Below are 12,724 nucleotides of genomic sequence, written 5' to 3'. Positions count from 1 at the left end.
AACTAATTATTAATAATGTTAGTCTTAAATTTACTGATTTAAAACGACTTAACCTAACTATATTTTTATAGGAAATAATTTTGTAAATTTAGAAGACTAACTAACACGCTTTCCTATGTTTAAAAAAATCATAGCTTTTCTACTCTTAATTATTGCTATTTATTGGAGCTTTTCTGCCCTAATGCCTAACAAAATAAGTCAGCTAGATGCCAATGACAATACCTTTTCTACTCAACGTGCATTGGTTCATTTAAAAGAAATTTCAAAAGCACCTCATTATGTGGGTTCTCCCGAACACGAAAATGTAAGAAACTATATTATTGAAGAATTAGAAAAATTAGGTTTAGAAACTCAAGTTCAAGACGGTTACAGCTACAATAAAAAATGGGGAAGCTTAACCAAACCTAAAAACATTTTAGCAAGACTAAAAGGAACTGACAACTCCAAAGCGCTTATGCTACTTACACATTACGATAGTAATCCGCATTCATCAATTGGATCTAGTGATGCTGGATCTGGTGTGGTAACAATTTTAGAAGGGTTAAGAGCTTACCTACACGAAGGTAAACAGCCTAAAAATGATATTATTATTTTAATTTCTGATGCTGAAGAATTAGGACTTAATGGAGCAGAACTGTTTGTAAATAATCATGCTTGGGCAAAAGACGTTGGTTTAGTATTAAATTTTGAAGCCAGAGGAAGTGGAGGACCAAGTTACATGCTTATTGAAACCAATGGAGGCAACCAAAATATGGTTAAAGGTTTTATTGAAGCAAACCCTAAATATCCTGTAGCAAACTCACTCGCATATAGCGTTTATAAAAAACTACCTAATGATACTGATCTCACTATTTTTAGAGAAGATGGAGACATTGAAGGCTTTAATTTTGCATTTATTGACGACCATTTTGATTACCATACCGCTTTAGACAATTATGAACGCTTAGATAGAGAGACACTGGAGCACCAAGGCAGTTATTTAATGCCTCTACTCTACTATTTTAGTGATACTAACTTAAATAATTTAAAAAGTGATGTAGATGACGTCTATTTTAATGTACCGCTATTTAAAACTGTAAACTATCCTAATACATGGATTTTTCCAATGCTTATTATTGCCATTGTATTATTTATTGCATTGGTATTTTATGGTATTAAAAAAAGAATGCTTAACTCAAAACATATGCTTATTGGCATTTTACCAGGAATTGCTGCTTTAGTTATTAATGGAGTAATTGGGTACTTTGGATGGAGTGTTTTAAAAGCAATATATCCTCAGTATAATGAAATACTACATGGTTTTACTTACAATGGTTACATCTATATTTTAGCATTTACCTTCCTTTCGGCTGGTGTGTGTATGTGGTTGTACAACAAAGTGTACAAACCCGAAAATACTGCAAGCTTGGTTGCTCCTCCTCTACTGCTCTGGATAGTTATTTCTGCAGTTATGGCTTTTGAACTTAAAGGTGCTAGTTTCTTGATTATTCCTGTGTATTTTGGTTTAGTGAGCTTATTTATTCTTGTAAGACAAAAACACCCTAGCTTAATTTTAATGGCACTGTTGCTGTTTCCTGCATTAATGATTTTATCACCTTTTGTAAAAATGTTCCCTGTAGGATTAGGCCTAAAAACTATTATTGCTACTACTCTTTTAGTGTCGCTTATATTTTCACTTTGTATCTCGCTATTTGGGTTTTCTAGATATAAAAATAGATGGTCTTACTTATTGTTTTTCTTAGCTATTTGTTGCTTTATTTCAGCACATTTAAAATCTGATTTTAATGAAGAACGTCCAAAACCAAATAGTTTGGTTTACATCTTAGATAGCGACAAAAACGAAGCTGTTTGGGCTACTTACGACAATATTTTAGACCCTTGGACTGAAAGCTACCTTACTGACAATCCAGACCATATTGATTCGTTATCAAAGTTTACCATTGCCAGTAAGTATAAAACTCAATTTACTTTTACTAAAAAAGCTAATATTAAACCCTTAAAACACCCTTACATTGATGTTAAAAAGGATACTATTGTAGATGGTAAAAGAGAAATAAAACTATTTATTTCACCTCAACGAAATGTGAACAGGTTGGAACTTTTCTCTGATTCTACTAATCTGTTTTTATCCTTTAACGTTAACGGTTACACTATTCCTAAAGCTGAAAGTGAAACCTATGTTTTTGAAAACAGAAGGTTCAATAGGCTATTTAGTTATTTTGTTGCAGATGATAAATTTTTAGAACTCGAGTTTACTGTTCCTGAAAATCAAAGCACAAAAATTGATTTACTCGAAGCCTCATTTGATATGTTAGATAATCCTCTATTTAGAGTTCCAAAACGTCCAGCAGACATGATTCCAAAGCCATTTGTATTAAATGATGCTGTGGTTATTAAAAAAACCATACAAATTGATTAAATATTAGCAAGTTTTTAAGACCTATTCCCATATATTTTTATAGTTTTAACGCTTTAAATTTTATGACATGAAAAAGTTTTTACTTCTATCTATAACAATGATTGCTCTTAGTGCAAGCGCGCAAACTAAGTCTGAGCTTGAAAAACATTTTGAAAAGTATTACAAGCAAATGACAGCACAAGGTGATATTCAAGGTATTATAAATGCAATGACTCATTTAGACGTACTTAACCCTACTCAGGCAAGAAAAGACACATTAGCATACGTTTATGCTTCTGAAGGAAGACACTTAGAGGCATTAAACACTATTGGTATTGATAAAAACCCAACAGACTCTAATATCAATGTAGAAGTAAAAGCATTATCCTTAAAAGCACTTAATCAACCTAAACGCGCTTTAGAGCATTATGAAGTCCTTTTTCAAAGACAAGCAAATGCGTATTTAGCTTATGAAATTGCCGATTTAAAAATTCAGTTAAACGATTTAGCTGGAGCAAAAACAGCTATTGAATATGGGTTAACCAATGCAACTAGCGATATGAAGCGCACTTACTACGAAATGCAAACACCTTATCAAGTATCATTAAGTGCTGCTTTAACTTACTTAAGAGCAATATTAATTTTTAACGAAGACAAAGAAGCGAATACTAATGAGGCTGTAGCTGTATTGAATAGAGCTTTAGCTACTGATCCAAACTTTAATTTAGCTAAAATTAGTAAAGAGGCTTTACAAGCAAGAGCTGCTAAGGAGTAAATAAGTTTTTTATTAAAGCGGCTTCTCAATATTATTTGCATCCAGTTCAAACTTCTTGTTGATTTGAAAGTTGAGATTGGACATAGCAACCAAAACCTCTTTAATATTCATTAAAACCTCTTCCTTTGGGATATTTGTTAATTCAATTGTATTGTTAAGCTTTAGAATTTTTGTTTCCAAAGCAGTAACTCTAGATTTTATAATATCTGTATCTACATTTTCAGGTGTTTCTTCTTTAAGTTGAAATACAAATGATTTAACTATAGAATCGTTAGCTGAAAAGAAAGACAAATCACCTTTTTTTAAAAACTCAACTTGCGTATTAAGTTCATGAAGTTTTTGCCAATCCATGATTTTAGTTTTAGAAGCATTACTTAAAATATAATCATCAAAAGCTAATGCTTCAATGTCATTTGAGCTTATTTTATTTGTATCTTCTGTTTTTACATCATCTGTTGTTTGTAATTCTTTTTTTGATCTAGAATTACAATTAAGCATAATAACACAACAAATGAGTAATAGTATATGGCTTAAAGCACGCATAGTATTTCTTATAGATTTTTAATACAACAAGGTGTAAATATAACTAAACTTGATGGTTTAAACATTAGTATAAAATTAGAGAATAATTTTTTGTTTTAAGTTTTAGGTACTCTTTATTCTTATTATTTTTGAACGAACAAATAATTTCAAAAAAATGCCAAAGATTTTAGTAATTGGTGCATGTGGACAAATTGGTTCTGAGTTAACTTCAAAACTAAGAGAAACCCATGGAAACAATAATGTTATTGCTAGCGATATTAATTACAACAATTTAGATGTTGTTAACTCTGGTGTTTTTGAAATTGTCGATGCCCAAGATTATGCTTCAGTTAAAATTTGTGTTGAAAAACATCAAATAGACACCATATATCTTATGGCTGCTATGTTGAGTGCTACTGGAGAAAAATATCCTATGAAAGCTTGGGATTTAAACATGAACTCACTGTTTCATGTATTAAATCTTGCTAAAGAAGGTTTTATTAAAAGTGTATTTTGGCCTTCTAGTATTGCAGTTTTTGGACCAACAACACCTAAAGACAACACGCCTCAATACACAGTAATGGAACCAACAACAGTTTATGGTATTACAAAACAAGTTGGTGAGCGTTGGTGCGAATATTATAATAGTAAATATGGTGTTGATGTTAGAAGCATAAGATACCCTGGAATTATTAGTTGGAAAACATTACCTGGTGGTGGAACAACTGATTATGCCGTTGAAATTTACCATAAAGCAATTACTGACAAAAATTACGAGTGTTTTTTATCTGAAAACACAGAGCTTCCTATGATGTTTATGGACGATGCTATTGAGGCTACGGTAAAATTAATGCAAGCACCTGCTGAAAACATCAGTATTCGTTCTTCATATAATTTAGCAGCTATTAGCTTTACTCCTAAAGACATTTATAGAGCAATTAAAAAACATATTCCTGATTTTGAAATATCATATAACCCTGACTTTAGACAACAAATTGCTGATAGTTGGCCAAAATCTATTGATGACTCTGAAGCTAGAAAAGACTGGAATTGGAACCATACCTTTGATATGGAAAAAATGACTTCTGAAATGATTACCCAACTACAAAAGAAGTATCAGAGTTCTGAAAAATAATTCTTAATACTTGATGACATTTTAAATGTTTTTGAGATGTACCTATAAAGAGGCACTAATCTTAAACTATTTAAAATGAATTCAAAATTTATTCCTTTAGCAATTCTTCTAGTTGGAGCACTTTGCTTCGGTGGAAGTTTCTTTATGTCAAATTCTGCTTCAGCCAATTTAGATGTAGAAATTGATAAAACTGCATTTATAATGCCAGCAGCACATCGTGTCTATGCAAATCCTGATGCTCTTAATGGTAAATATTATTTATTTAAAGCAAAAATCACCAATAATAGTGATGTTACTTTAGAAGATGTAACCGTTAAATATCGTATACCAGATTATATAGATTGGACAGAACTTACTGTATCTGGTGAAATGTTTCCAGGGCAAACAATAGTAGTTCCATGCTATCCTAAGTTTGACGAAAAAATAACAGAGAAAACTACAGAATCCATGGAAAAGGCTGAAATTGAAATCTCTTGGGACGGGTCAAGCGATGATGATATTATCGAAGAAGAATTCTCTTTTAAACTCACCAACAGAAATGAATATGCTTATACCAACATTAAAAAAGAAGAAATCAGCACATGGAATGATGTATATAACAACGATGATCTTTTAGCTTGTTTTGTAACTCCAAATGATCCTGTAGTTAAATATTACACTCAAAACCTTCAGGAAAAACTGTTAAAAGGAGAAGCTGCTGCAATTAACAACGACCCTAAAGATGCTGTTCGTTTTTTAGCAGGTATTTATAACGCCACATTAAAATCGCACATGGTTTACAGTGGTACTAAAGGTATTCCTCAATCTACTGATGATGTTCAGTCCCTTGTACAGCAAATTCGTTTACCAAGAGAAGTAATAACTGGCAATACAGGTCTTTGCATTGAATTAAGTTGTTTGTATGCTAGCGTACTTTCAGCTGCAGGAATTGACCCAATTATATTTTTAGTTCCAGGACATGCTTACCCTGGTTTTAAAATGAACGGTCAATACTATGCCATTGAAGCAACTGGTATTAATGGAGAAGGTCTAGGAGGAATTGCAAGTGCTGAGGATGCCTTTAATAAAGGGCAAAAGCAACTTCAGGAATTTATTGAACGCTCTCAAATGGGAGACCCAAGATATACGCTTGTAGACATTCATGCAGTAAATCAACAAGGAGCTACTGCTATGAACCTAAAGGACAACGATTTTATGCGTAAAAAAGTTGACGATATTGTGGCGTCTTGGTCAGGTGGACAGGCAGTGAATCCATCTGCTCAACCTAACACAAGACCAAATAACAACATTAATGTTCCTGATAACCAAGTACGCACAAATAATGCCTTATCATTTTCAATTCCTAATGGATGGCAAACCTATATGCGTCCATCTCAAGATATGCCAATTCTTACAGCTCAGGTTATGGCTCCTGACCAAGTTACAACCGTTAGCGTTTTTGATGTTCCTGTATCAAACGCACAACAAGCCTTGGCTACCATTAACCAATACTTTTACAACTTTGGCATGGAAATGCAATACCAAGCTAATGGCAATGGTCTTGCAGGTCAAACCTATTCTGCCAATGGTACTTTTAATTGGGTAGGTAAAACCCTGAAAACACAAAATGGTATTCGCTTTGTTGCTGTTGGCACACCTGATTACCTTTTTAGTCAAAACTCTGGTATCATTAACCAAGTGTACAACAGTATAAGATAAACTAACATTAAACACATACAGTATGAAAACGCTTAAACACTTTATTACAATAACTGTCTTGCTTTTGGCTGTAACGATATATGGTCAACAAGCACAGCAAAAAATAGAACTTAAAATAGATGAAATTGGAAATGGAAAAATCAATATTTCCATGACTATGAATGCAGCACAATGGCAGCAATGGAATGGAACCTATGGCACAAACCCTTCGGCATTAAAAAGAGATATAGAACGCAGTATGCCTGCTTTTATAGTTGATGACTTTAAACTCGACAAAGATGAAATGAACCGATCTTTTAACTTAAGCCTTAACGCTTATGGTGTTTGTAAAATTGATAAACGTGGTCGTTGGATTATGGATACTGATCAAAAAGATGCCCAAGTAACAGAATTAACAGAACATAAATATATGCTTGTAAGTAGTCCTCCAGAATTTGGTGGTGCTATTCAACAAACCTATATCATAGAATTTCCTGAAACAGCACATAAAATAAAAATCGATAAAGATGCCTTTGGAAAATCCATATTTGAATTTGAAATGGACAACCCTTCATCATCCTTTAATGTTTTACGCTGGTCTGGAGTATTGCTAATGGTAGTTGGTGGTGGCTGGTTTGGAAAAAATGCTTTAGGTAAATCTTAAAAACACAACATCATGAAATTAATACAACACATTAGCCTCTTAACATTCATTTTTATACTACTCTCCTGTAGTTCAAATGATGATGGAGGAAATAACATAGATGCAAATAGACCTTCATCTTGTATCAATGCAACAGGCATTACAGGTGTTTATTGGGATTATGCTAATAGCATTCCTCCACCATTTACTCAAATACCTATTTTGAGTAATCCAGGTGCTCAGTTTATACATAGCCAGCATCCATATTTGGGAATAACTATTCCGCAAGGATACACAGCCTTTGAGTCACAAGATTTCAACATTGCTCCTTTAGGTGTAGATGTTGTAAGAAACGATAATGCAGCTGTTTGGAGATACGTACCACTTTCATCTTATCCTGAAGGAACTTCATTAGATAATATTTTAGCTTATGAAATAAATAGTATGCTCAACAATTTTGGATCGCCTCCAATAAATCAAGTATTATGCAGCAGAACTGATCAAACAACAGAGTTTGGTTTTCTTCAAGAAATAAACATGCGATTATTACAGTTTGGTGATTTTACAGCCTTAGTATATGTGCTAACTGCAAGACTACCAGGTTTACCTGTTTCAGTGTCTGCTTCGGTTTCTGTTGCACCAACAAATGAATTTGAGAATGTGGTTATGGATGTGTTTTTTCCTTTAAGTTACCAATTACTTGTAAGCGATAGAGATACTTTGTCAGATAGAGATCAAGATGGTGTTCCTGATATTTTTGACACAGATCCAGATAACCCAAACGTACAGTAAAAGACTGTTTAACGTGAAAAGTTTGATTTAATAGTTTAGTATTTGTTGCAAATTGAAATAATTGTATCTTTCTCATGATTAGCTATTAACATGAGGGAAGCCTATAAAATTCAACATCAATTGCAACTTATAGAGGCCATTAAAGCAAATGATCAAACTGCTTTAAAAGAGTTTTATATAAGTAATTATCCAAAAATTGAAGCCATGGTTTTAAAAAATAATGGTACTGTTGCTCATGCCAAAGACTTGTATCAAGAAAGTTTTATAACGGTTTGGAAAAACTTAAAAACCAAATCTTTTGAACCTCAAAACGATTCGGCTTTACAGGGTTACTTATACCAAATTGCAAGAAACAAATGGACGGATATTTTGCGTTCAAGTAGATTTAAAAAAACCCATCAGTTAACCGATGAAAAATTGGTTTATTTAAATCAAGAAGAACATAATAACGATTATGAAGAAGAGCAAGATACAAAGCTAAATATTGCAATGGAAGCCTTTAAAAACCTAGGGCAACCTTGTAAACAATTGTTAACCACATTTTATTTTGAAAAAAAATCATTACGGGAAATAGCTTCTCAATTAAGTATAGAAGAACATTCCGTTAGGAATAAAAAATACAGATGCATGGAAAAACTCCGAAGCATCGTTTTGTCCTCAAAATCTTAAAAAATTGAAAGATAATAGCAACATAACCCAAGAACAACTCGAAGCCATTGAGCGTTATACCAATAACACAATGAGTGGTGAGGAGTTACTGTCTTTTGAAGAACGTCTTCAAACCGATGTTGAGTTTAAAGCTTTGGTTGATGATGTTCAAACCATGCTTTTAGGTATTGAAGCACAATCGTTAAAAGAGCAATTAGATGAGTTTCATGAAGAATTACCAAAAACTCAAGTTATCGAAGAGCCATCAAGTAAGGTACGCTCTTTCCAATTCAGAAAAATTGCTGTAGCTGCAGTATTAGTTATTGCGCTTGGCAGTTTTTGGTTTTTAAATCAAAACTCCAACAGTTCACTTTACGCAAAATACTTTACTCCAGATCCTGGTTTACCAACTACAATGAGCACTACCAAAAACTTTGAATTTTATGATGCTATGGTAAATTACAAACAAGGTGATTATAAAATCGCTATAAAAAAATGGGAAAAACTATCGGTTAAAGCACCTGATAATGATACATTAAATTACTTTTTAGGTGTTGCACATTTAGCCAATAAAAATGAAAAAACAGCTATTGGTTTTCTCGAAAAAACCACTAAAAATCCTGAATTCATCCTTTTAAATGATGCTTATTTTTATTTAGGATTATCTTACTTAAAAAAAGGTGATATTGAAAAAGCCAAAGCAAACTTAAAACAGTCTTCGGTTGAAAGCAGTAAAGAGCTTTTATCAAAGCTTGAGGATTGATGGTTGTTTATATTGCTAATTGTATTTAAGCTATGCCAAAAACCAATGAATTTATTAAGTCCATTTTTATACTTTTAGTATTCATTTTTGGTATTCAACATACTACAAACTCTCAAAACAAAACTTTACTTCAAACAAAAACAATAGACTCTCTAATGCTTGTTAATGATATGGTGGCAGCCAATTCATTACTAGACGAGCAATTGCTGTATTTAAAAAACAACAACCTCAACGATTCGCTTTACAAATATGTTTATTACGTTGGGAAAATTGAGCTTTCTAAATCCAATGCACAAACTGCAAGCAAAAAAGCTGAAGCATTTATAGAGGATATTAAATCTAAAACCAACAATAAAACCACACACTACCAAGCACTTTTAAAACTAGCCGATTTTTATGATGAGATTGGTGAAAACCAAAAATCGCTTTCAGTCACAAAGTCGGCACTTGATATTGTAAAACAAGTGGTTGATGCTACTCCAGAAGCTACTGGTAAAGTCGAGTACAATATTGGTGCAACGTATCTCTCATTAGGTAATTTAGATGAAGCCAAGAAATACTTTCAAAATGCATTGAAAAATTTTGAGTCTTATCCTCAAACTTCAAAACCCCAATTATCCGATGGTTATAATGCTGTAGGTGCAACCATGTGGATGTCTTCAAAACTTGATAGCGCTAAACACTACTATTCCAAAGCGATAAAGACCATTGAATCTGCCGAAGGAGATCCATTGTTAAACCTTTACTTAGGAACCGTTATTCAATCAAATGTATCCTTATTGGAATACTCACAAGGAAACCTCGCAGAAGCTATTAACATTCAAAATAATGTTATTGTTAATTTTGAAACCGTAGCCAAAAACTATACTGACGAAAATATTGTTTCTAAAGCAAAACGATTTCAATACAGGGCAATTTCTAACATGGCAGTATTTTATAATGAACAAGGAAACTTAGAAAAAGCTTATGATATATTAAAGTTTGCTTATGACAAGAAGAAACATTTACGAGAATCAAATGACAGCGATTTAGGCTCGACACTTATACAACTAGGTCAATCTAAACTGTCACTAAAAGACTATGACGAAGCCATTGCTTATTTAGAAAAAGGCGTTAAGCATTTTAATGTCAACGCTATAAAAAACCCTTATTGGAAAGCAGCTGGTTTACATGCTTTGGCAGAAGCCTATACCGCAAAAAAAAATGTTCCATTAGCAAAAACCCATTACGAAGAGAGTGAACTGTTATTTAAAGAAGCTTTAGGCAATGTTTATGACGCTGAATTCTTATCGTTTTTAAGAAATAAATCGCTTTTCATGGCCGAAAGCAATGAACCCAAAAAAGCATTAAACACTGCACTGAATGCTTATGATTATGTCTTAAAAAATGGTGGTGAGGATAATTTTTCGTTATTAAAACAACTTATCACATTAGCGGAAGTCAACTATAAAATTGGCGATTATAATGAAACCTTACTTTGGATTGAAAAAGCCAACACCTATTTAAACAAGACGTTTGCGATTGCTGATGCAAAATATATTGACTTTAACAAACCCAAGCTTATCCTCTTAAAATCTTTGGCAGAATATGAACTTGACAATGAAAAATCCACTGCTTTTTTGGACCATCAATTGCTTCAACTAGATAAAGCCATAAATATCCTTGAAGAACGCAAAACAACCATTTATAAAAATGAAGACATTAACATATTAATGTCTGATTATCAAGAAATTTCAAACTTCTCAAAACAATTGGCACTTGAGCGTTATCATAAAACAAACGACTCATCTGCTCTTGATAAAATTATTGAACTACACGAATCTGGTTTATATAACCGAATTAGATCACGACTTAACTTAAAAAACAATATTTCCTTTACCGATATTCCTGAAGCTGTCTTGCAACGCGAAACAGCCTTAAAGCAGGAAATGGTTACTTCATTGAGTACTTCAGAAGGTATAGAGACGTTTCTTTTGGCTGATACCAATTGGAATCAGTTTTTAGATACGCTTAAAACCGATTATCCTAAATATTATAAAATGCGGTATGCCACAATTGAAGAACCCATTGGTAATATTCAAAATACAATTGCAAATAATACCACAGTAGTTAGGTATTTATATATTGAAAAAACGCTGTACGCACTTATTATTACAAAAACCGATAAGCATATTGTAAAACTTAACCCTAATCAACTCAAAAAACATATTAATACTCTAACCGAGGAATTTTCAAATTCTGAAATAACTTTTGATATACTCTATAAACTTTATCAACAATTATGGCTTCCTTTTGAAGATAAAATAGACACAAAATACGTGGTCATTATTCCAGATGGTCAATTGTTCAATTTAAGTTTTGAATCGCTTACTCCTAATAGAATTAACAGTTATTCTGATATGGCTACTCAAAGCCTACTTTCAAAATATATCATTTCATACAACTACAGTCTTCATTTAGTTAAAAACAATGGTACCAAGCCTGTTTATAATGCCAACTTTATCGCTTTTGCTCCAGAGTTTAGCAACAGTATGAAATCTGAATACAAGCTTGCCATTAATGACTCACTACATACTGACAAAGCCTACCTTACTCTACTACCTCAACCCTTTACTAAAGATTTAGCCAGAGTATCTTCGAAGTTATTTGATGGTGAATCCTTTTTAAACGAAAAAGCGTCAAAACAAATATTTACTTCTAACGCTAAAGAACATAAGATTATTCATATTGGTACACATGCCGAGTCGAACAATATATCTCCTGAATTATCCAGACTTATTTTTGCAAAAACCCTTAACGATTCGCTTTCAAATAGCGATAATTCGTTATACACATACGAAATTTACAATCAAAACCTGTCTTCTAATTTAGCTATACTCACCGCTTGTGAAACAGGAAAACCAACATATCAAGCAGGAGAGGGTATGATTTCTTTAGCGCATGCTTTCAATTATGCAGGAAGCGAAAGTATGTTAACCAGTTTATGGAAAATTGATGAACAATCCAGTGCTGAAATCATTAAAACCTTTTACAGTTATCTTAAAGAAGGTGTAACTAAGGACGAAGCTTTACAAAAGGCGAAACTGGATTATATTTCTACTGCCAAAGGAAGAACCATACATCCACAATATTGGGCTGGTTTGGTATTAATTGGTGACACTGCTCCTGTAGACTTAAACTCTAGTTCCAATCATTTAATATATTGGGTACTTGGTTTAATTGCTTTTATTTTACTTGTTGTTTTTATAAAACGAAGACAATAGAAAGAAAAAAAGAGCCTCTAAAAAACAAGAAACTCTTTCTTAAACAGACAAGCTTTTAGTTATAATTCCCCAATTAATAGCGTTTGTAAAAGCCTATCTATTTTTACA

The 12,724-nt window shown here is 32.7% G+C and carries 10 protein-coding genes; 9 read left to right on the top strand and 1 reads right to left on the bottom strand.

Features of this window, described 5'->3' with window-relative positions; all coding sequences use genetic code 11:
• The first annotated feature begins 115 nt into the window (after window positions 1-115).
• Window positions 116-2,419 carry a M28 family peptidase gene (locus ACQ0RB_RS11615; RefSeq protein ID WP_430498613.1) on the top strand — a complete coding sequence of 768 codons (2,304 nt, stop codon included), beginning with the start codon at window positions 116-118 and terminating at the stop codon, window positions 2,417-2,419.
• Window positions 2,420-2,486: 67 nt separating this feature from the next.
• Complete coding sequence (locus tag ACQ0RB_RS11610; protein ID WP_134198418.1) at window positions 2,487-3,173, top strand: hypothetical protein; 687 nt, start codon at window positions 2,487-2,489, stop codon at window positions 3,171-3,173.
• A gap of 12 nt (window positions 3,174-3,185) precedes the next feature.
• Here ACQ0RB_RS11610 and ACQ0RB_RS11605 read toward each other — a convergent pair whose 3' ends face one another.
• Window positions 3,186-3,671, bottom strand: a complete 486-nt coding sequence (locus ACQ0RB_RS11605) for a hypothetical protein (RefSeq protein WP_134198417.1) — start codon at window positions 3,669-3,671, stop codon at window positions 3,186-3,188.
• A 199-nt stretch (window positions 3,672-3,870) separates the two neighbouring features.
• On the opposite strand from ACQ0RB_RS11605, the gene ACQ0RB_RS11600 reads away from it, so the two are divergent.
• From ACQ0RB_RS11600 to ACQ0RB_RS11570, 7 genes are all read left to right on the top strand, one after another.
• Window positions 3,871-4,830 (top strand): NAD-dependent epimerase/dehydratase family protein, encoded by a 960-nt coding sequence (locus ACQ0RB_RS11600; RefSeq protein ID WP_430498611.1) that lies wholly within the window; start codon window positions 3,871-3,873, stop codon window positions 4,828-4,830.
• A gap of 75 nt (window positions 4,831-4,905) precedes the next feature.
• Window positions 4,906-6,528: a hypothetical protein gene (locus ACQ0RB_RS11595; protein WP_430498609.1), complete on the top strand. Its 1,623-nt coding sequence runs from the start codon at window positions 4,906-4,908 to the stop codon at window positions 6,526-6,528.
• Between the two features lie 22 nt (window positions 6,529-6,550).
• Window positions 6,551-7,171 carry a hypothetical protein gene (locus ACQ0RB_RS11590; protein ID WP_430498608.1) on the top strand — a complete coding sequence of 207 codons (621 nt, stop codon included), beginning with the start codon at window positions 6,551-6,553 and terminating at the stop codon, window positions 7,169-7,171.
• 12 nt (window positions 7,172-7,183) lie between these two features.
• The gene (locus ACQ0RB_RS11585) at window positions 7,184-7,942 is read left to right on the top strand and encodes a hypothetical protein (RefSeq protein WP_430498606.1); all 759 of its coding nucleotides are present in this window, start codon (window positions 7,184-7,186) and stop codon (window positions 7,940-7,942) included.
• 90 nt (window positions 7,943-8,032) lie between these two features.
• On the top strand, window positions 8,033-8,611 hold the full coding sequence (locus tag ACQ0RB_RS11580; protein WP_430498604.1) for an RNA polymerase sigma factor: 579 nt from the start codon (window positions 8,033-8,035) through the stop codon (window positions 8,609-8,611).
• A 4-nt stretch (window positions 8,612-8,615) separates the two neighbouring features.
• Window positions 8,616-9,353 (top strand): tetratricopeptide repeat protein, encoded by a 738-nt coding sequence (locus tag ACQ0RB_RS11575; protein WP_430498603.1) that lies wholly within the window; start codon window positions 8,616-8,618, stop codon window positions 9,351-9,353.
• A 32-nt stretch (window positions 9,354-9,385) separates the two neighbouring features.
• Window positions 9,386-12,616: a CHAT domain-containing protein gene (locus ACQ0RB_RS11570; protein ID WP_430498601.1), complete on the top strand. Its 3,231-nt coding sequence runs from the start codon at window positions 9,386-9,388 to the stop codon at window positions 12,614-12,616.
• Window positions 12,617-12,724 lie beyond the last annotated feature (108 nt).

The organism is Gaetbulibacter sp. PBL-D1, from assembly GCF_050509525.1.
GTDB classification, from domain to species: Bacteria; Bacteroidota; Bacteroidia; order Flavobacteriales; family Flavobacteriaceae; genus Gaetbulibacter_B; species Gaetbulibacter_B jejuensis.
Note: the sequence above shows the minus strand (reverse complement) of the source record. Positions and strands in the feature narration are given on the sequence as shown.